This is a genomic window from Afipia sp. GAS231, from assembly GCF_900103365.1.
Lineage (GTDB): Bacteria > Pseudomonadota > Alphaproteobacteria > Rhizobiales > Xanthobacteraceae > Bradyrhizobium.
The window spans coordinates 2,150,828-2,176,646 of record NZ_LT629703.1; the positions used below are offsets into that span (position 1 = coordinate 2,150,828).

Annotated in this window: 28 protein-coding genes; 14 read left to right on the forward strand and 14 right to left on the reverse strand. The window is 62.1% G+C overall.

The window, feature by feature from the left end; genetic code table 11:
• Nucleotides 1-2 precede the first annotated feature (2 nt).
• The 3 genes from sseA to BLS26_RS10280 form a co-directional block, all read right to left on the reverse strand.
• The gene (sseA, locus tag BLS26_RS10270) at nt 3-860 is read right to left on the reverse strand and encodes a 3-mercaptopyruvate sulfurtransferase (protein WP_092510692.1); all 858 of its coding nucleotides are present in this window, start codon (nt 858-860) and stop codon (nt 3-5) included.
• 163 nt (nt 861-1,023) lie between these two features.
• Nucleotides 1,024-1,440, reverse strand: coding sequence for a rhodanese-like domain-containing protein (locus tag BLS26_RS10275; RefSeq protein ID WP_092510694.1), 417 nt, complete (start codon nt 1,438-1,440; stop codon nt 1,024-1,026).
• Nucleotides 1,441-1,573: 133 nt separating this feature from the next.
• Nucleotides 1,574-2,749, reverse strand: a complete 1,176-nt coding sequence (locus BLS26_RS10280; protein ID WP_092510696.1) for a VWA domain-containing protein — start codon at nt 2,747-2,749, stop codon at nt 1,574-1,576.
• Nucleotides 2,750-2,874: 125 nt separating this feature from the next.
• Here BLS26_RS10280 and BLS26_RS10285 point away from each other — a divergent pair, with 125 nt between their 5' ends.
• The 6 genes from BLS26_RS10285 to BLS26_RS10310 all read left to right on the forward strand — a co-directional run bounded on the left by BLS26_RS10285 (nt 2,875) and on the right by BLS26_RS10310 (nt 8,652).
• The gene (locus BLS26_RS10285) at nt 2,875-3,120 is read left to right on the forward strand and encodes a GlsB/YeaQ/YmgE family stress response membrane protein (protein ID WP_092510698.1); all 246 of its coding nucleotides are present in this window, start codon (nt 2,875-2,877) and stop codon (nt 3,118-3,120) included.
• A 110-nt stretch (nt 3,121-3,230) separates the two neighbouring features.
• On the forward strand, nt 3,231-4,073 hold the full coding sequence (locus BLS26_RS10290) for a MoxR family ATPase (protein WP_092510700.1): 843 nt from the start codon (nt 3,231-3,233) through the stop codon (nt 4,071-4,073).
• A gap of 92 nt (nt 4,074-4,165) precedes the next feature.
• Nucleotides 4,166-5,671: an NAD(P)/FAD-dependent oxidoreductase gene (locus BLS26_RS10295; protein WP_092510702.1), complete on the forward strand. Its 1,506-nt coding sequence runs from the start codon at nt 4,166-4,168 to the stop codon at nt 5,669-5,671.
• A 191-nt stretch (nt 5,672-5,862) separates the two neighbouring features.
• Nucleotides 5,863-6,909, forward strand: a complete 1,047-nt coding sequence (locus BLS26_RS10300) for an aromatic ring-hydroxylating dioxygenase subunit alpha (RefSeq protein WP_092510704.1) — start codon at nt 5,863-5,865, stop codon at nt 6,907-6,909.
• A gap of 3 nt (nt 6,910-6,912) precedes the next feature.
• Nucleotides 6,913-7,665: a GntR family transcriptional regulator gene (locus BLS26_RS10305; protein ID WP_092510706.1), complete on the forward strand. Its 753-nt coding sequence runs from the start codon at nt 6,913-6,915 to the stop codon at nt 7,663-7,665.
• A 9-nt stretch (nt 7,666-7,674) separates the two neighbouring features.
• Complete coding sequence (locus BLS26_RS10310) at nt 7,675-8,652, forward strand: PDR/VanB family oxidoreductase (RefSeq protein ID WP_092510708.1); 978 nt, start codon at nt 7,675-7,677, stop codon at nt 8,650-8,652.
• Here the strand turns inward: BLS26_RS10310 and BLS26_RS10315 are convergent.
• From BLS26_RS10315 to BLS26_RS10330, 4 genes are all read right to left on the reverse strand, one after another.
• On the reverse strand, nt 8,649-10,286 hold the full coding sequence (locus BLS26_RS10315; RefSeq protein ID WP_092510710.1) for a GMC family oxidoreductase: 1,638 nt from the start codon (nt 10,284-10,286) through the stop codon (nt 8,649-8,651). The genes BLS26_RS10310 and BLS26_RS10315 overlap by 4 nt on opposite strands.
• Before the next feature lie 25 nt (nt 10,287-10,311).
• The gene (locus BLS26_RS10320) at nt 10,312-10,905 is read right to left on the reverse strand and encodes a GNAT family N-acetyltransferase (RefSeq protein WP_092510712.1); all 594 of its coding nucleotides are present in this window, start codon (nt 10,903-10,905) and stop codon (nt 10,312-10,314) included.
• 114 nt (nt 10,906-11,019) lie between these two features.
• Complete coding sequence (locus BLS26_RS10325) at nt 11,020-11,949, reverse strand: SMP-30/gluconolactonase/LRE family protein (protein WP_092510714.1); 930 nt, start codon at nt 11,947-11,949, stop codon at nt 11,020-11,022.
• A gap of 717 nt (nt 11,950-12,666) precedes the next feature.
• Nucleotides 12,667-13,047, reverse strand: a complete 381-nt coding sequence (locus tag BLS26_RS10330) for a hypothetical protein (RefSeq protein WP_092510716.1) — start codon at nt 13,045-13,047, stop codon at nt 12,667-12,669.
• 255 nt (nt 13,048-13,302) lie between these two features.
• On the opposite strand from BLS26_RS10330, the gene BLS26_RS10335 reads away from it, so the two are divergent.
• The 3 genes from BLS26_RS10335 to BLS26_RS35640 are packed head-to-tail and all read left to right on the forward strand — an operon-like array spanning nt 13,303 to nt 13,743.
• On the forward strand, nt 13,303-13,452 hold the full coding sequence (locus tag BLS26_RS10335) for a hypothetical protein (RefSeq protein WP_092510718.1): 150 nt from the start codon (nt 13,303-13,305) through the stop codon (nt 13,450-13,452).
• 8 nt (nt 13,453-13,460) lie between these two features.
• On the forward strand, nt 13,461-13,595 hold the full coding sequence (locus tag BLS26_RS37050) for a hypothetical protein (RefSeq protein WP_256385921.1): 135 nt from the start codon (nt 13,461-13,463) through the stop codon (nt 13,593-13,595).
• Nucleotide 13,596: 1 nt separating this feature from the next.
• The gene (locus tag BLS26_RS35640) at nt 13,597-13,743 is read left to right on the forward strand and encodes a peptide ABC transporter permease (RefSeq protein WP_157676399.1); all 147 of its coding nucleotides are present in this window, start codon (nt 13,597-13,599) and stop codon (nt 13,741-13,743) included.
• A 53-nt stretch (nt 13,744-13,796) separates the two neighbouring features.
• On the opposite strand, the gene BLS26_RS37205 is transcribed toward BLS26_RS35640, so the two are convergent.
• The 3 genes from BLS26_RS37205 to BLS26_RS10350 form a co-directional block, all read right to left on the reverse strand.
• Nucleotides 13,797-14,291: a DUF3175 domain-containing protein gene (locus BLS26_RS37205; protein WP_371360797.1), complete on the reverse strand. Its 495-nt coding sequence runs from the start codon at nt 14,289-14,291 to the stop codon at nt 13,797-13,799.
• Nucleotides 14,292-14,635: 344 nt separating this feature from the next.
• Nucleotides 14,636-15,778: a hypothetical protein gene (locus BLS26_RS10345; protein ID WP_092510722.1), complete on the reverse strand. Its 1,143-nt coding sequence runs from the start codon at nt 15,776-15,778 to the stop codon at nt 14,636-14,638.
• A 342-nt stretch (nt 15,779-16,120) separates the two neighbouring features.
• Complete coding sequence (locus BLS26_RS10350; protein WP_092510724.1) at nt 16,121-16,957, reverse strand: AraC family transcriptional regulator; 837 nt, start codon at nt 16,955-16,957, stop codon at nt 16,121-16,123.
• 328 nt (nt 16,958-17,285) lie between these two features.
• Here BLS26_RS10350 and BLS26_RS10355 point away from each other — a divergent pair, with 328 nt between their 5' ends.
• Nucleotides 17,286-18,515, forward strand: a complete 1,230-nt coding sequence (locus BLS26_RS10355; RefSeq protein WP_092510726.1) for an ABC transporter substrate-binding protein — start codon at nt 17,286-17,288, stop codon at nt 18,513-18,515.
• A 75-nt stretch (nt 18,516-18,590) separates the two neighbouring features.
• Here the strand turns inward: BLS26_RS10355 and BLS26_RS10360 are convergent, their stop codons facing one another.
• A complete protein-coding gene (locus BLS26_RS10360) occupies nt 18,591-19,277 on the reverse strand; it encodes a glutathione S-transferase family protein (RefSeq protein ID WP_092510728.1) in 687 nt (228 codons plus the stop codon).
• Nucleotides 19,278-19,421: 144 nt separating this feature from the next.
• Here BLS26_RS10360 and BLS26_RS10365 point away from each other — a divergent pair, with 144 nt between their 5' ends.
• A complete protein-coding gene (locus tag BLS26_RS10365; RefSeq protein ID WP_197681331.1) occupies nt 19,422-19,958 on the forward strand; it encodes a TetR/AcrR family transcriptional regulator in 537 nt (178 codons plus the stop codon).
• A gap of 121 nt (nt 19,959-20,079) precedes the next feature.
• On the opposite strand, the gene BLS26_RS10370 is transcribed toward BLS26_RS10365, so the two are convergent.
• The gene (locus BLS26_RS10370; RefSeq protein WP_244541903.1) at nt 20,080-20,457 is read right to left on the reverse strand and encodes a hypothetical protein; all 378 of its coding nucleotides are present in this window, start codon (nt 20,455-20,457) and stop codon (nt 20,080-20,082) included.
• Between the two features lie 235 nt (nt 20,458-20,692).
• Here BLS26_RS10370 and BLS26_RS10375 point away from each other — a divergent pair, with 235 nt between their 5' ends.
• Complete coding sequence (locus BLS26_RS10375) at nt 20,693-20,905, forward strand: hypothetical protein (protein WP_092510732.1); 213 nt, start codon at nt 20,693-20,695, stop codon at nt 20,903-20,905.
• Nucleotides 20,906-21,538: 633 nt separating this feature from the next.
• Here the strand turns inward: BLS26_RS10375 and BLS26_RS10380 are convergent.
• Nucleotides 21,539-22,192: a glutathione S-transferase family protein gene (locus BLS26_RS10380; RefSeq protein WP_092510733.1), complete on the reverse strand. Its 654-nt coding sequence runs from the start codon at nt 22,190-22,192 to the stop codon at nt 21,539-21,541.
• 176 nt (nt 22,193-22,368) lie between these two features.
• Between BLS26_RS10380 and BLS26_RS10385 the strand changes: the two genes are divergently transcribed.
• Both BLS26_RS10385 and BLS26_RS10390 read left to right on the forward strand, forming a co-directional pair.
• Nucleotides 22,369-23,592 carry a polyhydroxyalkanoate depolymerase gene (locus BLS26_RS10385; protein WP_092510735.1) on the forward strand — a complete coding sequence of 408 codons (1,224 nt, stop codon included), beginning with the start codon at nt 22,369-22,371 and terminating at the stop codon, nt 23,590-23,592.
• Between the two features lie 191 nt (nt 23,593-23,783).
• Entirely contained in the window at nt 23,784-24,575 is a 792-nt protein-coding gene (locus BLS26_RS10390; protein WP_092510737.1) for an extracellular solute-binding protein, read from the forward strand.
• Nucleotides 24,576-24,579: 4 nt separating this feature from the next.
• On the opposite strand, the gene BLS26_RS10395 is transcribed toward BLS26_RS10390, so the two are convergent.
• Complete coding sequence (locus BLS26_RS10395; RefSeq protein ID WP_092510739.1) at nt 24,580-25,749, reverse strand: MFS transporter; 1,170 nt, start codon at nt 25,747-25,749, stop codon at nt 24,580-24,582.
• Nucleotides 25,750-25,819 lie beyond the last annotated feature (70 nt).

The window sequence follows — 25,819 nt, forward strand, 5'->3', positions numbered from 1 at the left end:
TGCTAGGCCGGACCGGTCGCAATCGGCGGTCCGTCGGGCAGTCCCCATTCGGACCAGGATCCGTCGTAGAGCGCCGAGCCGCGTACGCCGAGACGATAGAGCGCGAGCGTCAGCACCAGCGCCGAGACGCCGGAGCCGCAGGTGGTGACGATCGGCTTGGTCATGTCGACACCGGCGCCCGCAAACGCCTTGCGCAACTCGTCGAGCGGCTTCATTGCGCCGGTCCTGGCGTCAAACAATTCGGCGTAAGGCACGTTGCGGCTGCCGGGGATGTGGCCTGAGCGGGAGTCCGGACGAGGCTCCGGGGCGGTGCCTTCGAAACGTCCGCGCGGGCGCGCATCTACCAGTTGCTCGGCGCGCGTGCCGATATTGGCAAGCACCTGCGCCTGGCTGCGAATGTAACTCGGGTCGAGCTTGGCCGTGAACTTTCCCGGCTTCGCCGTGACCCTGCCGGAATGGCTCGGGCGGCCTTCCTGAGTCCATTTCTTCAGGCCGCCATCCAGCACTCTTACGTTGGGATAACCGAACGACAGGAACATCCACCACGCCCGCGGCGCCGCAACCCAGCCGCCGGAATCGTAGGCGACCACGGTATCGCCAGTGGAAATGCCGAGGCCTGCAATGTCGCGCGCGAACTGCGCCGCATCGGGAAACATGTGCGGTCGCGGGTTCTTGTGATCCGAGATCGCATCGACGTCGAAGAACACCGCACCGGGGATATGCGCGGCGAGATAGTCGTCGACCGGCAGCGGCAGCACGCCGGGCAGCTTGAACGACGCGTCGATCACCTTGACCTTGGGATCGTCGATACGCGCGGCGAGCCAGTCGGTGGAGACAAGCGGATCATCGGTGGTGGTCATAGTGGATCCTTTCAGTTCGTCATGGCTGGGCATAGCCGTCCAAAGGACGGCGTCGCTTCCGCTCGCCTATGTCCCGGCCATCCACGTCTTGCTTCGCGAGCGGTGAAGACGTGGATGCCCGGGACAAGCCCGGGCATGACGGTAATTATTACAGGCCGCACTGCTAGCCCTTCGGCTTCTTCGGTTCCCACTTCTCGATCGGACCGCCGGCGTCGCGCCAGGCGGCAAAACCGCCGCCCATATGCGCGACCGGCTTCAGGCCCATGTCCTTGGCGGTCTTGGCCGCCAGCGCCGAGCGCATGCCGCCGGCGCAGTGGAAGATGAATTTCTTGTCTTCCTGGAAGATCGGCTTGGCGTAGGGGCTCGCCGGGTCGATCCAGAATTCGAGCATGCCGCGGGTGCAGGAGAACGCGCCGGGGATCTTGCCGTCACGCTCGATCTCGCGGGGGTCGCGGATGTCGACGATCACGACGTCGGCGCTTTGCGCCGCCTTGATGGCCTCGGCGGCGCTGACGGTCTCGATCTCGGCATTGGCTTCGTCGATCAGGGATTTGATGCCGCGGTGAATGGTCTGGGGCATGTTTCCACCTTTGTTGTTATTGGCGTCATTCCGGAATGGTCCGAAGGGCCAGACCCGGAATCTCGATCGAGTGCAATTACCTCTGGATTCCGGGTTCGCACTTCGTGCGCCCCGGAATGACAGTGAGAAGTTTTTACCGCACCAGTTCCTTCATCGCAGCTTCGAGGCCCTCGATCGTGATCGGAAACATGCGCGTCGAAAACAGCCGGCGGATGATGGTGGTGGATTCCGAATAGTCCCAGTGCTTCTGCGCCACCGGATTGAGCCACACCGCATGCGGATAGGTGCGCGTCACCCGATCGAGCCAGACCGAGCCGGCTTCCTCATTGACGTGCTCGACCGAGCCGCCGGGCACCATGATCTCGTAAGGCGACATCGAGGCGTCGCCGACGAACACCACCTTGTAGTCGTGCGGGTACTTGTGCAGCACATCCCAGGTCGGCGTGCGGTCGGTGAAGCGGCGCTTGTTCTGCTTCCAGACGCCTTCATACAGGCAGTTGTGGAAGTAGAAATACTCCATGTGCTTGAACTCGGTCTTCGCCGCCGAGAACAGTTCCTCGACCTGTTCGATATGCGAATCCATCGAGCCGCCGATATCGAAGAACACCAGGAGCTTGACCGCGTTGCGCCGCTCGGGGCGCATGACGACGTCGAGATAGCCGTGGTTGGCGGTCTCCTTGATCGTATTGTCGAGATCGAGTTCGTCCGGCGCGCCGGTGCGCGCGAACTTGCGCAGGCGCCGCAGCGCGATCTTGATGTTGCGGATACCGAGCTCGACATTGCCGTCGAGATCCTTGAACTCGCGCTTGTCCCACACCTTCACGGCGCGGTTGTTGCGGTTCTTTTCCTGCCCGATCCGCACGCCTTCGGGATTGTAGCCCTGGGCGCCGAACGGCGAGGTGCCGGCGGTGCCGATCCATTTGCTACCGCCCTGGTGGCGGCCTTTCTGTTCCTCAAGCCGCTTGCGAAGCGTCTCCATGAGCTTGTCCCAGCCCATCGCTTCGATCTGCTTCTTCTCTTCCTCGGTGAGGTATTTCTCCGCCAGCTTCTTCAGCCATTCGGCCGGAATGTCCGCCTTCTCCATCGCGTCCAGCAGGTTTTCCAGCCCCTTGAACACGGAGCCGAAGACGCGGTCGAACTTGTCGAGGTTGCGTTCGTCCTTCACCAGGGTGGCGCGGGACAGGTAATAGAAGTTCTCGACCGTCTGATCGGCGAGATCGGCGTCGAGCGCCTCCATCAGCGTCAGGTATTCCCGTAACGTGACAGGGACCTGAGCGTCGCGCAGCGATGTAAAGAATTGCAGGAACATGGAATACAGATTGCCCGCTGGACCGCTGGCGTCAAGGGCCAGCGCATGCCAGACAGGCCTAGACCGGGAGGGTTTTTCAACTACAATTGAGCCATAAAAGGCTTTTTCCGGCAGGGGAAATATCAATGGGCATCATTGCGGCACTGGTTATCGGCGCGATCGCGGGCTGGCTGGCCGGACTGATCGTGCGCGGCGCCGGTTTCGGGCTGATCGGCAACATCGTGATCGGCATCATCGGCGCGCTGTTGGCGAGCTGGCTGTTGCCGCAACTTGGCGTCAACCTCGGCGGCAGCGCTATCAGGGATATCGTCAACGCCACCATCGGCGCGGTGATCATCCTCGTCATCCTGTCGTTCATCAGACGCGCCTGACGAACCTCTTTCACTCCATTGCGACCGCTGAACCGGCAGTCGTTTACGGTTCAGGCTGCTACAATTCAGGTTATGGCGGCTCAAGAACGAACAACAAGGCAACCAGATAGATGAAATTTACCGGCACCAAGAACTACGTCGCCACCGACGACCTCAAGGTCGCCGTCAACGCATCCATCGTGCTCGAGCGCCCGCTCCTGATCAAGGGTGAACCCGGCACCGGCAAGACCGTGCTGGCGGAGGAAGTCGCCAAGGCGCTCGGCGCCCCGCTTCTGACATGGCACATCAAGTCGACCACCAAGGCGCAGCAGGGTCTCTATGAATACGATGCGGTGTCGCGCCTGCGCGACAGCCAGCTCGGTGATAGCAGGGTGTCGGATATCTCCAACTACATCAAGCGCGGCAAATTGTGGGAAGCTTTCACCCATGAGAAGCGCCCGGTGCTGTTGATCGACGAAATCGACAAGGCCGACATCGAGTTCCCCAACGACCTCTTGCTCGAACTCGATCGCATGGAGTTCTTCGTCTACGAGACCGGCGAGAACATCAAGGCGAGCCTGCGCCCGATCGTGATGATCACCTCGAACAATGAAAAAGAATTGCCGGACGCGTTCCTGCGCCGCTGTTTCTTCCACTACATCAAGTTCCCCGACGCCGACACCATGAACAAGATCGTCGACGTCCACTTCCCCGGCATCAAGCATCGCCTGGTGGAAGAGGCGCTACGGATCTTCTTCGAGGTGCGCGAAGTGCCGGGCCTGAAGAAGAAGCCCTCGACTTCGGAACTGCTCGACTGGCTGAAGCTGCTGCTCAACGAGGACATCACCCCGGAGATGCTGAGGGAGCGTGATCCGCGCAAGCTGATCCCGCCGCTGCACGGCGCGCTGCTCAAGAACGAGCAGGACGTGCATCTGTTCGAGCGGCTGGCGTTCCTCAGCCGCCGCGAAGTGTAATTGCGGCCCAACGGCGCCAGAACCCCGGTTCTGGCGTTTCGTTTTCAAGGGCGAAAGACCATCAAACGCGACAGACAAGAAGAACAGGGAAGATGAACGTTCAAACCCAGATCGACAAGACCTTGCCCCGTGCCACCGAGCATTTCGACGTCCTGATCGCGGGCGCCGGCATCTCCGGCGTCGGTGCGGCCTATCACCTCGCCAAGCAGTGTCCGGGAACGAGCTTCGTTGCGCTCGAAACCCAGAAGACGTTCGGCGGCACCTGGAGTACCCATCGCTATCCCGGGATCCGCTCCGACAGCGACCTGCACACCTTCGGCTACAGCTTCAAGCCGTGGACCAGCGCGCCGATCGCCAGCGCCGCCGAGATTTTGAAGTACATGGGCGAAGTGATTGAGGAGAACGATCTCGGCCGCCATATCCGCTACCAGCACACCATCACCGCGGCGAAATGGTCGAGCGCGGAAAACCTCTGGACCATCGATGCGGTGCGCAACGATACCGGCGAGCAGCTTCGCTTCACCACCAATTTCTTCTGGATGTGCCAGGGCTACTACCGCCACACCGAAGGCTATACGCCGGAGTGGAAGGACATGGCCAAATTCAAGGGCCCGGTCATCCACCCGCAGAAGTGGCCGGAAGATCTCGATTACAAGAACAAGCGCGTGATCGTGATCGGCTCCGGCGCCACCGCTGCGACGCTGATCCCGGCGATGGCCAAGGACACGGCGCACATCACCATGCTGCAGCGCTCGCCGACCTATTTCCGCACCGGGCGCAACGCGATCGAGATCGCCGAAACGCTGCGCCAGTTGCAGGTGGATGAAAAGTGGATTCACGAAATCACCCGGCGCAAGATCCTGTTCGACCAGGACGCCTTCACCCGCAAGACGTTCGAGGAGCCGGAAGCCGCCAAGAAGGACCTGCTGTCGGCGGTCGAGGCCTATCTCGGCAAGGACTACGACATCGCCACCCACTTTACGCCAAGGTACCGGCCGTGGCGGCAGCGCATCGCCTTCATTCCCGACGGCGACCTGTTCCAGGGCATCAAGTCCGGCAAGGCCTCCGTCGTCACCGACGAAATCGAGCGCTTCACCGAGAAGGGCATCCTGCTGAAATCCGGCAAGGAACTCGAAGCCGACATCATCATCACCGCGACCGGCTTCAACCTCTCGGCCAATGGCGACATCGACTTCGCGGTCGACGGCAAGAAGCTCGATTTCGCCGATACCGTGACCTATCGCGGCATGATGTTCACCGGTGTGCCGAACCTGGTCTGGGTGTTCGGCTATTTCCGCGCCAGTTGGACGCTGCGGGTCGACCTGGTCGCCGATTTCGTCTGCCGGATGCTCGCGCACATGAAGCAAACCGGCGTGAAGAAGGTCACGGCGGAACTTCGCGCCGAAGACCACAACATGCCGCTGCTGCCGTGGATCGATCCGGAGAACTTCAACCCCGGCTACATGATGCGCGGCATGCACCTGATGCCCAAGCGCGGCGACAAGCCGGAATGGCAACACAACCAGGACTACTGGGCGGAAAAGGACGAATTTCCGAACATCGACCTGAAGGACAAGACCTTCGTGTACGGCGCCTGAAGCCAGCCGGCCTCGACGCCGAATTTCGAAACCGCTCCTTCGGGAGCGGTTTTTTTATACCTTTCTTTCCAAAATGATCTATAATTTGTATACCGAATAGGCCATTTGTGTCGAAAAATCGAATTTTTTATCGACTTTCCAGCCGTTTCTGTATACAACTTGCACCCATAGATCAGTATGGGAGTGCAGCCATGCCCACCTTTTTTCCGCTCAATGCCTGGTATGCCGCCGCCTGGGACGTCGATCTCAAGCACGCGCTGTTTCCGCGCACGATCTGCGGCAAGCATGTCGTGATGTACCGCCAGTCCAACGGCCAGGTCAGCGCGCTGGAAGATGCCTGCTGGCATCGTCTGGTGCCGCTGTCCAAGGGACGGCTCGACGGCGACACCGTGGTCTGCGGCTATCATGGTTTGAAATACAACGCGCAGGGCCGCTGCACTTTCATGCCCTCGCAGGAGACCATCAACCCGTCGGCCTGCGTGCGCGCCTATCCGGTGGTCGAACGGCATCGTTTCATATGGCTGTGGATGGGCGATCCGGCGCTCGCGGACCCTGCGCTGGTGCCGGACATGCACTGGAACGACGACCCGGCCTGGGCCGGCGACGGCAAGACCATTCACGTGAAGTGCGATTATCGTCTCGTGGTCGACAATCTGATGGACCTCACCCACGAGACCTTCGTGCACGGCTCCAGCATCGGCAACGAGCACGTCGCCGAAGCCCCGTTCGACGTCACCCACGGCGACAAGACGGTGACGGTCACGCGCTGGATGCGCGGCATCGAGGCGCCGCCGTTCTGGGCGGCGCAATTGCAGAAACCCGGCCCGGTCGACCGCTGGCAGATCATCCACTTCCAGGCGCCCGGCACCGTCAACATCGACGTCGGCGTCGCGCCCGCAGGAACCGGCGCGCCGGAGGGCGACCGCTCGCAGGGCGTCAACGGCTTCGTGCTCAACACCATGACCCCGGAGACCGAAACCACCTGCCACTATTTCTGGGCGTTCGCGCGCAATCACCGCATCACCGAACAGAAGCTCACCACCGAAATCCGCGAAGGCGTTGCCGGCATCTTCAAGGAGGATGAAATCATCCTCGAAGCGCAGCAGCGCGCGATGGACGCGAACCCGGACCGCACCTTCTACAACCTCAACATCGACGCCGGCGCGATGTGGGCGCGGCGGGTGATCGACAAGATGGTGGCGCGCGAAACCGCCCCGCACGTCCAGGCCGCGGAGTAAGCCATGAGCGACCGCGACGTCGAACGCTCCGTCTCGCAGACCGTGCGGGCGCAACTCGCGCTGCGCGACATGATCCTGTCCGCTCAGTTGCGGCCGGGCGAACGTATTTCCGAACTGCAGGCGGTCGACATAACAGGCGTGTCGCGCACCCCGGTGCGGCTGGCGCTGGTCCGGCTCGAGGATGAGGGCCTGCTGCAGGCGATCCCCTCCGGCGGCTTCATGGTCAAGGCCCTCACCGAGCGGGACATCCTGGATTCGATCGAGCTGCGCGGCACGCTGGAAGGCCTTGCCGCCCGCTTCGCCGCCGAGCGCGGCGTCAGCGCCCGCAGCCTCGAGCCGCTGAAGGAGTGCCTCGCCGACATCGATCAGCTGGTGCGGCAGGATCCGATCTCGGTCGAGGCCTTTTCGGCCTATGTGACGATGAACGCACGCTTCCACGCCATTCTCAACGAACTGTCCGCCAGCGCGCCGCTGATCCGCGAGATCGACCGCGTCTCGGCGCTGCCGTTCGCTTCGCCAAGCGGCTTCGTGATGGCGCAGTCGGCGCTGCCCGAGGCGCATCAGATCCTGCTCATCGCGCAGGATCATCACCGCGTCGTGGTCGACGCCATCGAGAATCGCGAGGGCGCGCGCGCCGAAGCCATCATGCGCGAGCACTCCCGGCTTGCCGCACGCAATCTGCGGCTGGCGCTGCGCAACCGCGCGCATCTCGACCTGTTGCCCGCGCTCGCTTTGCTCAAATCGTCCGCCGACTAGGGAGCCGCCATGCGCTTTGCCGAGCAATGGAGCTGGTGCACCGTGGATGATATCCGCGACGTGACGCCTACGATCCGCGAATTCCGCTTGCGTCCCGACCACGGCCAGGTGCCGCCCTGCCCGCCCGGCAGCCATATCGGCGTCACCGTGCTGATCGACCGACAGCCGGCCCGGCGGTCCTACTCGCTGGTGGCGAACGACGATCCCGGCACCTATCGCATCGCGGTGCGGCTGGCGCCGGACAGCCGCGGCGGCTCGCGCGGCATGTGGAATTTGAATGCGGGTGCGCGGATCGAAATTTCCAGCCCGGCATCGCTGATCGAGATCGACTGGAGCCGGAAAAATTATTGCCTGATCGCGGGCGGCATCGGCATCACCCCGATCACCGGCATTGCCACCGCATTGCGCCGCCGGAACGTCGATGCAACCCTGCACTATGCCGTGAAGTCGCGCGGCGACGCCGCGTTCCTCGACGAGTTGTCCGCGTTGCTCGGCGACCGGCTGACCGTGCACGCCGGCGATGAGGGCGAGCGGATCGATCTCGAAGCCACCTTCCACGCCTTGCCCGCTGACACGATCGCCGTGATGTGCGGACCGATGCGGATGCTGGAGGCCGCGCGGCGCGCCTGGAACGACGCCGGCCGCGCACCGGCCGACCTGCGCTACGAGACCTTCGGCTCGAGCGGCCTGCTCCCGACCGCCGAATTCCGCGTGCGGCTGAAGGACTCCGACACCGAGCTCGTGGTTTCGCAGACGAGTTCGATGCTCGACGCGCTCAACAGCGCCGGCTTCGAGGTGATGTCGGACTGCCAGCGCGGCGAATGCGGCGTCTGCGCCGTCGATGTCATTGCGGTCGACGGCGAGATCGATCATCGCGACGTCTTCTTCAGCGATGCGCAGAAGCGTGACAACCACAAGATCTGCCCTTGCGTATCGCGCGCGATCGGCGTCGTCACCATCGACACGCTGTATCGGCCGGAAGTTTAGGCCGGCAACTTCACGGCTTCCGGCGACGTCTTGCCGCGGATCATGTCGGAGGCCTTGTCGGCGATCATCAGGGTCGAGGCGTTGAGGTTGGCCGAGATCATCCGCGGCATGATCGAGGCATCGACCACGCGCAGGCCCTCAAGCCCGTGCACGCGCAACTGGTCGTCGACCACGGCCCATTTGGCGTCCGCCGGTCCCATCCGGCAGGTGCAGCCGGGATGGAACGTGGTGGTGCCGCGCTCGGTGACGGCGGCGAGGAATTCGTCGTCGCTCTGCACCTTCGGTCCCGGGAAATCTTCATAGGCGTAATATTGCGACAGCGGCGCGGAGGCCATCAGCCGGCGCGCCAGCTTCATGCCGGCGACGACGACGCGGCGGTCGAGTTCCTCGACCAGATAATTGGTCTGGATGATCGGCGGCGTAAACGGATCGGCCGAACGGAGACGGACATAGCCGCGGCTTTCGGGCCGCTGCTGCCAGGATGCGATGGTCATGCCGGGCTCGTCCTCGAGCTGGCCCTGCACGCCTTCCTTGTAACTCGCGGGCGTGAACGTCAATTGCAGGTCGGAGCTCTCGGTGGTCTCGCCGGAGTGCCAGAAGCAATAGACCATGGTCGGCGACAGCGAGAGCAGGCCGCGGCGCGTGGTGGCCCATTTCAACGCCTCGACCCAGAGGCTGAGGCCGCGCCGCATTTCATTGATGGTCCGGATGTTCTTGACGCGCGCGACCGTGCGCGGCGCGTAATGGTCCTGCAGGCCTTCGCCGACACCCGGCAGTGCGTGACGCACCTCGATGCCGAGCGAGCCCAGCAATTCCGGCGAGCCGACGCCGGACAATTGCAGCACCTGCGGCGAATTATAGGTGCCGCCGGACAGGATGACTTCCTTGGCCGCGCGCACCTCGACCGGCGCGCCGCCCTTGCCGCCCCTCAGGTAGCGCACGCCGACCGCGCGCTTGCCTTCGAAAATGATGTTGGTGACATGTGCGTGCGTCCGCACATCGACGTTGCCCCGCTTCACCGCCGGATGCAGGAATGCCTTCGCTGCACTCATGCGCAGGCCGTTCTCGATCGTGCGCTGGCAGTACGACACCCCCTCCTGGATCGCGCCGTTATAATCGGGATTTCTGGGGATGCCGAGACTGACGGCCCCCTCCATGAACGCTTCGCACAGCGGATCCTGCCAATCCATGGTCGTGACGGTCAGATTGCCGTCGCGCCCGCGAAACGTTTCGTCGCCTTCACCGATCCGCCGTTCCAGCCGCTTGAAGTAGGGCAGGATATCTGGATAGCCCCAGCCGCGATTGCCGAGCTGCGCCCAGGTGTCGAAGTCCTGGCGCTGGCCGCGGTTGTAGATGTGGCCGTTGATCGAGGACGAACCGCCGAGCGTCTTGCCGCGCGGCGCGTAGATGCTGCGGCCGCCGGTCCACGGGCCGACCTCCTGCTGATAGGCCCAGTTGATGCTCTTCATATGGAACGTCTTGATGAAGCCGGCCGGCAGATGGATGTAGGGATGCCAGTCCGTCGGCCCCGCTTCGAGTACGCAGACGCGAGTCGAGGAATCTTCGCTGAGCCGGTTGGCGAGCACACTGCCCGCGGAGCCCGCGCCGATGATCACGTAATCGAACGTTTCCATTTTTTCTTTTCTGGCGCGGCTAACGTTACCGCGGCTTGTCGTTGAGTTGATAATTGAGATGCGCCTTCACCGTCGGCCATTCGCTGGCGATGATGCTGTAAACCACGGTGTCGCGCAACGTGCCGTTCGGCGCGATCTGGTGGCTGCGCAAAATACCGTCCTGCTTGGCGCCGAGCCGTTCGATGCCGCGCCGGCTCTGGTGATTGAAGAAATGCGTGCGGAACTCGACCGCGATGCAATCCATCTTCTCGAAAGCGTGGGTCAGCAGCAGCAATTTGCACTGCGTATTGACCGCGCTGCGCTGCACACGCTTGGCATACCAGGTCGATCCGATCTCGACGCGGCGGTTGGCCGCATCGACGTTCATGTAGGTCGTCATGCCCGCGATCTTGCCGTCGGCGTCGTAAACCGTGAACGGCAGCATGGAGCCTGCCGTGAGCAGGCCGAGCCGGCGATCGATTTCCTTGCGCATGCCTTCCGGCGTGGGCACGGCGGTGTACCAGAGCTTGTACAGATCGCCGTCGCTGACGGCTTCGGTGAGCCCGGCACATTGATCTTGCGACAGCGGCTCGAGCCGCGCGTGTTCGCCGCGCAGGGTGACAGGTTCAAGGAAGGGCATTTGGGACTCCGTTCGTGAGGCGATCATTCCGGGATGGTGCGTTAGCACCAGACCCGGAAGTTCGAGATTCCGGGTTCGCGCTAAGCGCGCCCCGGAATGACGGCCTTTCGGCCGTCACTTATTCAAAAAATTCAGCGCCAGACCGGGCCGCGCCCAGTCCATCGCGACCAGTTCGCCCTTGCCTGACAGCGTGATGTAGGCGGTCTTCAGATCGGGGCCGCCGAAGGCGATGTTGGTGGTCATGCGGTCGCCGGTCTCGACCTGCTCGACCAACTTGCCATCGGGCGCGATCACCGAGATGCAGCCCGAGATCAACGTCGCGACGCAGATATTGCCGGAGGCTTCCACCGCCAGCGAATCGAACATCTGGTAGCCGCCGAGTCCCGCGATCGGCTTGCCGCGTTCGCCGCGGTAGATCGGATCGCGCGGCTTGACCTCGCCGGGCGCGGCGAGATCGAACGCCCACAGCCGCGCCGTCGGCGTCTCCGCGACATAGACGGTGTTTTCGTCCGGCGAGATGCCGATGCCGTTGGCCGGCATCATGCCGAAAGCGCCTTCGACGACCTCCTTCATGCCGGGCTTGAGATAGTAGAACGCGCCGACATCCATATCGCGGGCGCGGCGCTTGCCGAGATCGGTGAACCAGAGCCCGCCGTGTTTGTCGAACACGAGGTCGTTCGGCCCCTTCAGCGGATGCTCGCCGACCTTGTCGATCACGGTCTCGACCTTGCCGGTGGTGAGATCGACGCGCTGGATCGAGCCGCCGATATATTCGGCCGCCGACGGCGGGCCCGGCATGAAGGTATTGCGCGTCGGGATCCAGCCAAAACCGCCGTTGTTGCAGATGTACATCTTGCCGTCAGGACCGAGCGCCGCGCCATTGGGGCCGCCGGGGATTTCCGCGACCACTTGCTTGCGGCCGTCGGGCCAGCAGCGCGTCAGGCGTTTACCGCGGATTTCGACCAGCACCACCGAGCCGTCGGGCATCACCACCGGCCCTTCTGGAAACTCCAATCCAGTGGCGATCACGCGAACATTGGCCATGAAATCCTCCCGGCTTGTAGCTGCTGGCGGATTCCAGTTCGGCCCCGCACGCACACAATTTCGTTGCTTCGGTTATGGCAAAGTCGTCAGGGATTGCCAACCCGACTGCGAGCATGGCGGTATGTTCTCGCGGCGCCAGGCGCCCGAAGTGCTCCGATTGCTCTCGCCCATGAAAATCAGAGGGCGCAGGGAAAGCCGGGTACACGCTGTACCCGCGGTCTCGCGTGCGTGTTGCACAAGAATAGGCTGCACACGAGCATACAGGTTCAGCGGAGGCACTCCGACTTTCCCTGCGCAATGGCTTTACGGCTTATACGAGATCGTCCTGGTGACCGGCTTTCTTGCCACCATCGCCGGCTTGAAGCGTTAGCCTCTCGCCAACTTGACGCCAGCACCGGGGCGTCGGACCCAAACGATTTCACCGTACGCAACCGTGCGCTCGTCTTTCGCACCATCGCGTCCACCGCATCCCCGCCCCACGTTCGTGACGATGGCCAACGCCCTCTGCTCGGGACGGGATGGACGGAGTTGTAGGTTTGATTCCACCCAGCCGCGAAGCGGAATATTTTCGCGCGAAGAGATTGACCCACATCTTGGGTTGATTTGCCCGTCGGGCAACATGCCTATGGTGGGTCGGGACTTGGGTTGAGCGAAGCGAAACCCATCGACGGCGGCGCTTGGCTGATGGGTTTCGCTTCGCTCAACCCATCCTACGAATTAGTTCTTGGCGCGGATGAACCCGGACAGCCTGGTCTTCTGGGCCTCGCACCAGGCGGTCATGCCGAGACGCCGCTGGTCGGCATCCGTCGCCCTTGTGGCGACCGCGACCTCGGTCATCAGATCGTCAGATTGCTTTTCGCCCATCTTGCCGCCGGTGTGCATGTAGGCGATGGCCTTGCGCACCTGCTCGGTGGTCTCGTCGGCGAGCTGCATCTCCTTGGCCTTCTGCACCAGATCCTGATAGGCGACGTCGGTGCCGGGACACTCCACCTTGGTGGCGAACGCTTGCAGGACCATGGTGACGTACTCGGCGCGGGACTCGGCATGCGCCGGGGTCGCAAGGGCCATCAACCCGATCACGAAAAGGCCATAGCGCATCGCTTCCTCCCTGATTGTTTCGAGAGAGGCTAGCCTTGGCTGGATGACGGCGCAACCTCGCATGGAAGCATCTTTCCAGGTCACCATTGCCGGTGCGCCCCCGCGCAGGGATCCTATTCATCTGTGATGGGTATCGCTTCGCTCGCCCCCATCCTGCGCATCCGGGAACTTCGTCGTCTTCCAACGCGCGCGCGAGGAACCAATGGTCGAGGCTGTTGGTTGTAGCGGAAATGCCGCGCACCGAGGGAGTGGCGCATGATCCGCAAGTTGAGCTCGGGTGAGTTCCGGCTTTATTCCCGCAAGAAAAATCCGAAGACGGGCAAGCGCCGCAACCTCGGCACCTTCAAGTCACGCGCCGCAGCGGAAAAGCACGAGCACGACGTGCAGTATTTCAAAAGGCATTGAGGTGTCCCATGAAACACGGTCCTGTCATTGATCATACGCTGATCGAACAGCCACCCAGCGAGTCTGAGCGGAGCCGGGGTATACTGACCACCGGCGTCATTGCGCTTGTCGCGATCGGAATCGCGATCTACTGGATGACGTAGCATGGTACGCGAAGGCCCTGCGCCCTATCCTGCCGAAAAAGCACGGGGTGGCGAAATCATTCTGAAGACGCCGGCTCGCCGGGCGATCTTCCTCGCCGGTCTGATCGGCGCCGTTCTGCTGGTGCTGATCCTGGGATTGATCCGCTAATCCGTAGGGCGGATTAGCGAAGCGTAATCCGCCGTCCCAAATGTATCGGCGGATTACGCTGTCGCTAATCCGCCCGCGTGTCTGAGCATTCTCGACCCTTCATCATGCTTTGTCGTAGAGCGCGCGGAGCTCGTCCTTGGCTTTCTCGATCTTGACCTTGCGGATGGCGGAGAGATTTTGCCGGCGCGGTTTTCGTAGAAGCTGAGCATCGACATCGCCGAGCGGAACGGCGACGATTTTCGCCTTGTGCTTCGCTCGGCTGAGCGTTTCAGGGACAAGGCGAGGGCCCGAGGCGTCTTCTTGAAGACGCCATCCTCAAGGGTCATCGCATCACTCGTCTCAGTCACCTTTTGAGACCAGCGCTTCGAGGTTGGTTTCTTTTTGGCAGTTTTTTTCGCCTTCCTGGCCATAACAACGCCTCCGTTTTCGAGACAATCGTCATCGCAACGCGCGGTTCCTCGCGGCCGGGAGCCGCCGCATTGTTCTACGCCAAATCGTGAAGCCGCGACGGCGTAGTCAGCGACAAATTGTCCAGGAACCAAATTCATCTACCGGAGTTTTTGCCCGCGGCAGGATTCCAATGCTTCGCAAATTTTCAAATCTGGCAGTGCTTTGCATTGCGCTCGCGGCAGCGGCCGGCATGCTGGCGTGGGTTAGCACCATGGCCATCAACGTGTTGCTGGACGCGCCCGGCGATGGCGCCGCGGCCATGAGGAGCGTCCAGCCGGTCAATGAGACTGGGTCGAAATAGGAGTGGACGTCGGCCCGCGGCAGCCCGTAGGGCGGATTTGCGAAGCGTAATCCGCCGTCTGATACGCAATGGCGGATTACGCCTTCCGCCTTCGCTCGCAGAGCTACGGCAGACAAGTCGGCTAATCCGCCCTACGCCGGTCTACTCGTACAAATACCCGACCGGCTTGCCTTCGGTACGCAGGGGGCGGATGTCCTTGCGCGTAATGATTTGACCGGCCAGGCCGTCAATCTCGTCGCGCTGCGTCGGCGTCCAGCTGCGAAGATTCTCCATGCCTTTCAGCAAGCCGAGCCGGAGGATCTGGGTATTCTCGCCGACGCCCACGAGATTGATGGTGTTCTTGCCCGCCGTCACGGTATCGCCGGTCGCGAGTTCGAAATTCTCCCCCGCGCTGTTGGTAAAGGCGGCGGTGCCGCGGATGACGCGATAGATCACGACCTCGCCTTTGTCGAGGAAGGCCGTATCCGCGGCGGCCGAGGTGCTCTTCGGCAACAGCGACTGACCACGCGGGTCGGTCGCGATGATGTGTCCCGTCGTCAAACGACCGCTCGGAATCTCGATACCGATATCACGCACATAAACCGGCCCGGCGGATTTGACCGGCGCACCAGGTGGCAGCGGCTTGTAGAGCGCGTCCAGCTCCAGCGGATCCTGGAGCCAGAAGCAGGCATCGGCCGGGCGATCATGCAGCGGATGGCTCCAGGCCACGCGTGGCGTTTCCGCTTCGTTGATCTGATCCGGACCCACCACGGTCGGGTTGGGAAAGGTCGTGGGATCGGTGATGAAGGCTTCGAGAAACTTGCCGGAATAGCCCATGGACATCGGATCCGGCACGACGGTCTGCGGCGTCTTCAGGTTCTCTTCCGTTGGTAACCCGGACCAGGTGTAAAACAGCTGGCGATGCACGATCGCGCTCTGCAGCATCACCGCACCGGGGGCGACGTAGTAAAACCGGCCATCGTAATCGAAGGTGAACGTGCCCGACGTGACCAGCACGAGCTGGTAACCGCCCGGCGGCAGGTGAAGATGGAAATCGGTGGGGCCGGTATCGGGGAGGTAAATCGGCAGGTTGGTCGAAACCTCGTGGAGCAGGAAGGTTTCGTTGTTGGCATGAAAGCCTTCGTTGGCGCGGTTGTAGAGCGCCTGCGGGCGATACGTTGCCTCGTGTGACGCATCCTTGTCGCGGTCGATCGCGACGAAATTCGTGTTGTTCAGCCGGAGGGGATCGCCGTTCGGGCGGGTAAGGCCGGGCATTTTGAGATCGATCGCGGCGTGCACGTTCATGACACCCTCCAATCCGAGTCGTTCAACGAGATCTGAGGCATGTTCAATTGCTGCTCTGCCTGGCAGGGCGCTCGGAATCGCTCGTCGATCCCGAGCCTCACGATGCATGCTGCGATGCGAAATTTGGGCCAGTTGGGGCCGGGAGCATCACATCGCCTCGCAGGGGATGGGCGCATTGAAAAAAGGCTAGTTCGCACAGGCTGTTATATCGGCCAACGCTGGGGGTTGCGTGGACCCCCATGATGCGATTCCAAAAGAAAAAGGATGGTGCCTTGCGTAAATTGTCAGCAAGCGGCGCCAAGGAAGGCGCAGTTGAAAAGCACGACGCCATCCCGAGCCGCCCTACTCCCGCACCGGAATCCAGATCTCCAGCCCGCCATTGCCGGTCACCGGATCGAACTTTTCGTCGTAGCGCTCAAAGTTCGGCGCATCGGCAGCCTTGAAACCGGACACCGGCAGCCAGTGATTCCAGATCGTGTTGACGGTGCGGCGGATGGTCGAGATGTGTTCTGAGTGGGTGAACACCGCGTACTTCTGTTCGGGGATCCGCACCCGGGAAAATTCGCGCGGCAGGTCGGAAAAATCGGAAACCTCGACGCCGGCGATGTAATCGAAGTTTCCGGAATCATCGCCATTGCAGCAAACGCCGTAAGCGAGGTTACCGACCCGGTCCGGAATATCGCCGGACTTCTGGTGAAACTGCTGCCACTGGCCGGGGATGCCGGCCCCGTTGTTCTGATGATTGATGCGGTCACCGATGCCGGCGACGAGCATGGCTTTGCTGGTCTCGAAACGCGGAGGCTTGAGATGATCGAGTGCGGTGGACTCCATGAGAATGGGCTCCTGTAACTTGAGATGGTCGAGACACGCGCCGTCGCGGACCGCTTCGGGCGTGACGCCGAAGTGGTCGCGGAACGCACGGGTGAAGGCTTCGTGGGAGCTGTAGTCCGCATCCAGCGCCAGGCTCAGAATATCGGGCGCGCCGGCGACAAGCGCACGTGCCGCCTTGCTGAGGCGGCGGGCACGCACATAGCGCATCACCGAAAGTCCGCTCGCGGCGCCGAATGCCCGCACCAGATGAAAGCGCGAGACGCCGCTGACGCCGGCAATCTCGTCGAGCGTCAACGGCCCGGCCAAGTGGCTTTCGATGTACCAGAGCGCCTTGTTGGCTGGATTCATGGACCAAAGTTTTCCCTCGAAGCGGCGCCACCATGGCCTGTCGGCGCGCGCCTCGTTTGACCGCACTTGCTCCCGCACGGGAAAATCCCGGGTTCCGCCGCACGGAAATTAGCGAATAGTTCTCTGTTTTGACGCGTTTTCTTCACGCGACCGGTACCACCCCGCATCAAGCGCGGGGCAGGCTTCGCTCGAAACCGCTCCAAAGGCTGCGCTGGTAACATAATCCCAATCGTGCATACTCGCTGCCTGCATTGAATCCGACGGCTCACCAAGCTGCCTCACAATGAAGACTGCAGAGCCTCGGCCAGCACGTCAGGGAGGACGATTGATGCACTACCGTATCTCGAACCGTGTCACATCCGCAGCACTTGCGGGACTGTTCGCCATCGCCGTTGCAAGCTCAGCCAACGCCCAGAAGAAATACGATCCGGGTGCTACCGATACCGAGATCAAGATCGGCAACATCATGCCCTATTCGGGGCCGGCGTCCGCCTATGCGACGATCGGCAAGACCGAGGCGGCCTATTTCAACAAGATCAATTCCGAAGGCGGCATCAACGGCCGCAAGATCAACTTCGTCAGCTATGACGACGGCTACAGCCCGCCGAAGACCGTGGAGCAAGCACGCAAGCTGGTCGAATCCGACGAGGTGCTGCTGATCTTCAATCCGCTGGGTACGCCGGGCAATACCGCGATCCAGAAGTACATGAACTCCAAGAAGGTGCCGCAGATCTTCGTCTCGAGCGGTGCTGCGAAATGGAACGATCCTAAGAATTTCCCGTGGACGATCGGCTGGCAGCCCAACTACCAGACCGAGGCCCGAATCTATGCCGCCTATATTCTCAAAAACTTTCCCGGCAAAACCATCGGCGTGCTCTACCAGAACGACGATTTCGGCAAGGACTACGTGATCGGACTGCGCGAGGGACTCGGCGAGCAGGCCAACAAGCTGATCGTCGTCGAAAGCTCCTACGAAACCTCATCGCCGACGGTGGATTCGCAGATCGTGCAGATCAAGGGCGCCAATCCCGACATCTTCGTCAACATCGCGACGCCGAAATTCGCCGCGCAGGCGATCAAGAAGATCGGCGAACTGAAATGGAATCCGGTCCACTTCCTCACCAACGTGTCGGTATCGGTCGGCAGCGTGATGAAGCCGGCCGGATACGAGAACGGCCAGGGCATCCTGAGTGCGGCCTATCTGAAGGATCCCAAGGACCCGCAGTGGAAGAACGATCCGGCCATGAACGAATGGCGTGCCTTCATGACCAAGTGGTATCCCGAAGGCGACCAGGAAGACGCCTCGACCACCTTCGGTTATGGCGTGGCGCAAGGCATCGTCCAGGTGCTCAAGCAGTGCGGTGACGACCTCACCCGCGAGAACGTCATGAAGCAGGCCGCCAGTTTGAACTTCGAACTCGGCGTCTACCTGCCCGGCACCAAGATCAAGACCAGCCCGACCGACTTTGCCCCGCTCGAGCAGCTTCAGATGATGAAGTTCAAGGGCGAAAGCTGGGAATTGTTCGGACCGCTGATGTCGGGCGAGAAGAACTCGTAAGGCTCGACTGGATCCGGCGCATTCCGTAACGCACGGGTGCGCCGGTTCATCAGGCGATCGCACCCCCGACAGAGGTTACAAGCCGAAGCGCTTGAGGTCTTCCGGAAGGAACGCCTGACCACTGCGCTTCTTCACGCTCGGCAGCTCCGAAACCTTCGTTCGCCAGGCCGCCAGTGATGCGAGTTCCGGCGGCATCGCCAAGCCGGCGGCCTCGGCAAAATTGAGACTCGCGAAGACCGTGATGTCAGCCATCGAGAATGCCTCGCCGGCGACGAAGGGCCGGCTTTTCAGTACGCCGTCGAAATACTTCATGCCCTGGACGGCCTTCGCGCCTTGCCTTTGGCCCCATTCCTGTCGGCCGGTCCATTCGGGACTTACATAGGGCTGCATCGCATCGCCCAGGCCCGGCGTCGCATAATGGAAATAGCCGTCCACGGCCCCCATCAGTTCGGCTTCGGCACGGTTCTGCATCATGTGAACCATGGCCTTTTCGCGCGGTGTCCTGCCGGTGAGAGTCGGATTGCCATCCAGATTGTCCAGATATTCGGTGATTGCCGTGGACTCAGAGATCAGGGTGCCGTCATCGAGTTCGAGCACCGGAATCTTGCCGGATGGATTGATGGCGAGAAAAGGCGGCTGCTTGTGCTCGGCGCCGATCAGATCAACGCTGACGAATTCGATTCTGTTCTCTAGCCGTTTTTCGGCCAGCACGATGCGGATACGGGACGAGTTGGGAAAGCCCGGACGATCATAGATCTTCATGGGAAGGCCTTTCTGTTGTTTATCTATCGATAGATAGGTAATCCTAGTTAGGGCCTTCCATCCGGCATCGTCAATGTCTATCTATCGATAGATAACTTCGGGAAGTTCACAAAGATGCGAACCACAGATACCAGAGAGGCGATCATGGCCGCCGGGCGCACAACGGTGCAGGCCCACGGCTACAACGGCCTTAGCTTCCGGGAGATTGCCAAGGCAGTTGGCGTCAAGAGCGCCAGCATCCACTACCACTTTCCGACCAAGGGCGACCTCGGAGCCGCGCTGGCGCGCGCCTATACCGACGAGGCGAGCGAGCTACTCGACGGCTTTCTCGCCGCCTCGGAGGAGCCGACCGTATGCATGAAGAACTATGCCAGGGTTTTTCGTTCGGCGCTGCTAAACGACAATCGGATGTGCCTGTGCGGGATCATGGCCGCCGAACACGACGATCTGCCGCCGGAAGTCAAAGCCGAGGTGGATCGATTCACCGAGATCAATATCCGGTGGCTGACGAAGGTGTTGGCGCCGCGAAGGCCCGGCGCCGCCAGCAAAGCCATTCAACGCCAGGCGCAGGCGGTGTTCGCAGCCATCCAAGGCGCGCAGTTGGTCGCGCGAGGTCGCAGCGACGTGACGGTGTTCGACGAAATCGTTGAAGCATACCGAGCCGCGGGCCTGTTTCCCTAGAGCCGTTTCCGTTCCGATCGAACCGGAACGGGGCTCTAGATTTTTGATTCGACGCGTTTCTTCGCGCGAACCCGTGTCCACCCCCGGATCAGGTCCGAGGGCATGCTTCGCAACGCCGTGACTACTTTGTCCCCTCTTTTGCCGGCGCCGCGTCCTTGGCCGGCGCAGCATCGGCCTTCTTCTTCAGATCCTCGTCGGTCTTCTTCTGCGCCGCCTGCAAGTCGCTCACGGTCTTCAGCAGGCCCACCACCGTGCCCTTCAGTCCCTCGATCTGCCGGTTGGCGGCATCGATCTTCTGCTGGTGGTCCAGCGTCAGCTTGGTGATCGTCTTCTGCAGGAAATCGACGTTGCTCTGCAGGCAACTGGTGCGACGCTCCATGGTCTTTTCGACCGTGCAGATTTCAATGCCGGGGACGTCCTGCGCATGACCGGTCGCAGGAAATGTGGCCGTCAACAACGCGGTAGCGGCAAAAGCCGTCGTGAAAATCCGGGCGATCATCAAATCCTCGTTCAGTCCTGTTTTGACGCGTTTTCTTTCCGCGAACCGGTATCCACTTCGCGCGAAAACGCCATGCGCATAAATCACGGCAAATTGCGTCAAGCGGGTCAACGGGGTCAGAGATACCACACTGATACCGCATTCGGGCGCTGTGCTTGGGACCGTTACAGAAGATGAATTTGGCTGGGGCGGCAAACATTCGGGTTTGCCGGATCCGGCAGCGGAGATTGATTAGATGGCAACGCGTGAAAAGCGGCTGGCGCAGTTCGACGGCACTGGAGAACCGCCGCCGGACCAGCCGGTGGAAGTATTGTGCGAGGACCACAGCGGCACTTACCAGCTTCCATTTGCCTGCCGATGGGTCGATGGCCAATGGCGCAATGAGAGGACCGGTGGCGCGGTCGAGGCCACGGTCGTGGGTTGGCGGCTGCCGCGCGTCAGTCCTTAGTTTGACGCGTTTTCTTGACGCGAACCGGTACCCACTTCGCTTGAAAACGCTCTCGGCGCGCGCATTGTGCCAGAATGCGACGCGCCCGCGCGTCATCTTAAGGTTCGGAACGCCAACGGAACGAACCGCGCCCGAATCACTGCTTTAGCGCTGTACTCCCTTGTTCACGGCTAGGTATCGGCCAAAACCCGAGGCGACGCCCTACATACAGGACGATGACAAAGGGCCACAGCCAGCGGCCGACGACAAAGGTTAATTCCTCTGGGGATGACATGGCGTCACGTCCGCGGCGGTTTGACGTGTGAAAATCGGCTCAAGACAGCATGCTGGTTCATTGAAGCCTCCACGGTTCCTGTTCGCGAGATCGCGACGGCGCAAGGCGTCCAAATTTTCGGCAGCGTCGCATCGTCGCGTTCACGGCTGCCTCTTGCCATGCGAAATCCGCGCCAATCTGGTTGCACTGCGGCGATTTGCCATGCCAGCGCGAAGCGTCTGGCGGGGAACTGGAATTCGCATCGCGTATCTGAGGAGACCAGCCGGGGCGCCGGCGGCGGCAGGCGCTTCCGATACCGGCCTTAGCAAGCCTGCCCGGGCTTTGAGCCCCTCAAACGGGCAACGCGCCGCGGAACCTGCCTAATATTCGACCTCGAGTTCTTCGATGTCGGCGGGCTCTGCCTTGGCGGCTTCGATCCACTCGACCATCTCGGGCATGGCCATGATGGTCTTGGCGTAGGCCGCGAGTTTCGGCTCGAGCTTCACGTCGTAGGTCATGAAGCGGGTGACGACGGGGGCGTACATGGCGTCCGCCATGCCGCGCTCGCCGAACAGGAACGGGCCACCCGATTCGGCGAGGCATTCGCGCCAGATGGTGCAGACCCGGTCGATGTCGGCCTGCGCCCGCGACCAGATCTTGAAGCCCGGGAAATGGCCCTTGAGATTGACCGGCAGCGAGGCGCGTAGCGTCGTGAAGCCGGAATGGATTTCACCGCAAATCGACCAGCAATGGGCGCGATGGATGCGATCCGGCGGCAACAGGCCGGCGTCCGGCTTGATCTCGCTGAGATAGGCCGCGATCGCCAGCGTATCCCAGATGGTGGCGCCCTCATGGCGCAGGCACGGCACCAGGATCGACGACGACAGCAACAGGATTTCGGCGCGCGCCGACGCATCGTCAGGGGCGGTCACGACCTCCTCGAACTCCAGTCCGGAAAACTTCGTCAGCAGCCAGCCGCGCAGCGACCATGACGAATAGTTCTTGCTGGAGATAGTCAGTGTCGTTTTCGCCATCTGGCCTTTTCCTCAACCCTGAACGCCCTCTGCACGGGTCCGATCGGCCGGCTGCGCCGCCGCCCAAGACCTGTGCGTCCGGCGTTCTACGCAGCAAGCCACGTGCCAGTTTAAGGGGCGGTGGAACCCACTCTGGCTTCGATATTGCATGGCACCAAGGACAGGGGCGGATTTGTATGATGTCAATGATGTACCAAGCCTATCAGAACCACATGGACCTCACGGCGCCATGGCGGACCGGGGCCGGAGCGGCGCTGAAATATCTCAATCTGGTGCCGCAAGGCGTTTCCGACAGAGCGTTCGGCCGGCTTGCCTCGGCGCTGGAGCTGATCTCGCGGACGTCGCTGACCTATGCGCGGCCGGCCTACGGCATCGACAAGGTGCTGGTTGGCAACCAGGAGCTGGAGGTCACCGAGGAAGTCACGTACTCGACGCCGTTCGGCTCGCTGCTGCGCTTCAAGAAGGAAAATTCACCGGAGCAGCCGAAACTGTTGCTGGTGGCGCCGATGTCCGGCCATTTCGCGACGCTGCTGCGCGGCACCTTGAAGACGCTGCTGCAGGACCACGATGTCTACATCACCGACTGGCACAATCCGCGCGACATTCCGGTTGGCGCGGGCCGGTTCGGCCTCGAGGACTACACCGATCACCTGATCACGTTCCTCGACAAGATGGGGCCGCGCTCGCACATGGTGGCGATCTGCCAGCCCTCGGTTTCGGCGCTGGCCGCAGCCGCGGTCATGTCGGAGGACAACCACCCCGCCCGACCAGCGACGCTGACCCTGATGGCCGGCCCGATCGACACGCGGATTCAGCCGACCAAGGTCAACGGTTTCGCCAAGAGCAAGCCGATCAAGTGGTTCGAGGAGAACCTGATCAATTACGTGCCGCTGCAATGCAAGGGCGCGTTCCGCCAGGTCTATCCCGGCTTCGTGCAGCTTACCGCCTTCGTATCGATGAACCTCGAGCGCCACATCAAGCAGCACATGGATCTCGCCAATCATCTCGCCAAGGGCGAGAAGGACAAGGCCGACGTCATCAAGACCTTCTACGACGAATATTTCGCCGTGATGGACCTGCCGGCGGAGTTTTACATCGAGACCGTGCGCGACGTATTTCAGGAGCATCTGCTGCCGCAAGGCAAGCTCGTGCATCGCGGACGGCCGGTGAACCCGGCCGCAATCAAGCGCATGGGCCTGATGACGGTGGAAGGCGAGAAGGACGATATCTGCTCGATCGGCCAGACGCTGGCAGCACAGGACCTCTGCACCGGCGTGCGCGCCTATCGCCGGGTGCACCACATGCAGGCCGGCGTCGGCCATTACGGCGTGTTCTCGGGCAAACGCTGGAACAACGAGATCTATCCGCTGCTGCGGGATTTCGTGCATGTGAATTCGTGAGCGCAACGCGTCGCGCCTTTCTCCACGTCATTGCGAGGAGCAAAGCGACGAAGCAATCCAGAAGCCACGACAAAAGTCTGGATTGCTTCGCTTCGCTCGCAATGACGGCATTTGAGGTAGCCCCTCTTCCCCTCACGCGCTAAAACCCTCCCGAGGCCGACCGCTCAAGAGTCGTCCCGGGAGGATTTGTCATGCGGCTTTCGATTGCTTTTCGCGCTTTCGCGCTCGGCCTCTTCAGCGCCCTTCTGCTGAGCGGCGCTGCCTCTGCCGCCGAGGTCCGGGTGATGATCTCGGGCGGCATGACCGCGGCCTACAAGGCGCTGATTCCCGAATTCGAGCGCGCCACCGGCCACAAGGTGCTGACCGCCTACGGGCCGTCAATGGGCACGACCGCCAATGCGATCCCGGTGCGGCTGGAGCGCGGCGAACCGGCCGACGTGCTGATCATGGTCGGCTACGCGCTCGGCGACCTCGTCAAGAAGGGCAAGGTTGTCGCCGATAGCACGGTCGATCTGGTCAGGTCGCCGATCGGCGTTGCCGTGAAATCCGGCGCGCCCCGACCGGACATCTCGTCGGCGGACGCGGTCAAGCGCGCGCTGCTGGCGGCGAAAACCATCGCCTATTCCGACAGCGCCAGCGGCGTCTATGTCTCGACCGAGATGTTCGCCAAGCTCGGCATTCTCGACGCCATGAAGGACAAGGCCCGAAAGATTCCGGCAACCCCGGTCGGCGAGATCGTGGCGCATGGCGACGCCGAACTCGGCTTCCAGCAGATCAGCGAGCTGAAGCCGGTCGAAGGCATCGACATCATCGGCCCGCTGCCGGCCGAGCTGCAGCAGATCACGGTGTTTTCGGCCGGGATCGCCAGCGTTTCCAAAGAGCCCGACGCCGGCAAGGCGCTGATCAATTTCCTCGCTTCGCCCGCGGCCCGCGCAGAACTGGTCAAGAGCGGCATGGACCCGATTGCGGGCGCGACGAATTAGGAAATCAGGGCTGCGCCACACTGCGTTTTTCCGGGGACGTGACGGCAAAGATGGCGCCGAGAGAGACCAGAACGACGGATGCCGAGATAATGGCGACCGTCGAACTGGTGATGTCAGCCAGCAAGCCTAGTCCCGGCGGCCCAATGACATACCCCGCATCCGCCGTCATCCGGAATGCCGTCATTGCGGAAGCATTCATTCCGGCTGGGGCGGTATCGACGACATAGGCCGCCGGCGCGGAGCTGCTGATGGAGGCCGCAACGCTCCAGACAATGGAGGCCGCAATAAACCACGCATACGAAGGGGCGTAGCAGAACAGGACCATCGACATCCCCGTCAGTACCGTAGACGGGACGATGACCGCCTTCCGACCGATGCGGTCGGCGAGCCAGCCGGCCGGATAAGCGGCGACAAGGCCGAATATGCCGGACACCATCATGGCGAAGCCGATCTCGCTGACCGAAAGGCCAAGCGTGGTCGTGGCAAGTAGCGGGATGAGTGCAAACAGCCCACCTGTGCGCACGACGGCGTTCATCAGCGAGATCAGGCTGACGAGAAGAAAGCCGCGATGCGACAACAACCCCAGCATCTGCCAGACGAAGGGAATCTCGGCGGCCTTGCCGGAAGCGACCGCGCCCGCCCTGGCGGGCCGGGTCTCGCTGACCAGAAACCAGGCGATCACCGTCGTCAGAAGACTTGCAACCCCCGTCATCAAAAACGGCGCGGCAAGGCCGTGGGTAGCGGCCAGCAGTCCACCCGGAAAAGGTCCGACGCCAAAGCCGAAAAGAAACGCGGCCTGATACGTCGCGATGTTGCGCCCGCGCCGGTCGGGCGGACTGATATCGGCGAGCACGATCTGGCCAATCGTCAGAATGATGCCGGCGCCGGCGCCCGCAACACCTCGCGCCAGGATGAATTCGACAAAACTATGCGCTTCGGCGCACCAGAAACTTCCGACCGCCGAAATCAGGCCGCCGATGGCGAGCACGGGCCGACGGCCCCAGCGGTCCGCCAGTTGCCCTCCAGGCAACACCGCCAGAAAACGCGCCAAACCATAGGCGGCGACGGCAAGTCCGATGGCCGAAGCCGAAACACCGAACGAACTCGCGTAAAGCGGCAGCGACGGCACCATCGCGCCGAACCCGAGCTGGTTCACACCAACGAGGAGGCACATCCAAAGGAGGATCCTACGCTCGCTGGTCAAACTCTCGCATCCGGCTTTTGTATCGTTGGAGAGTACCTGT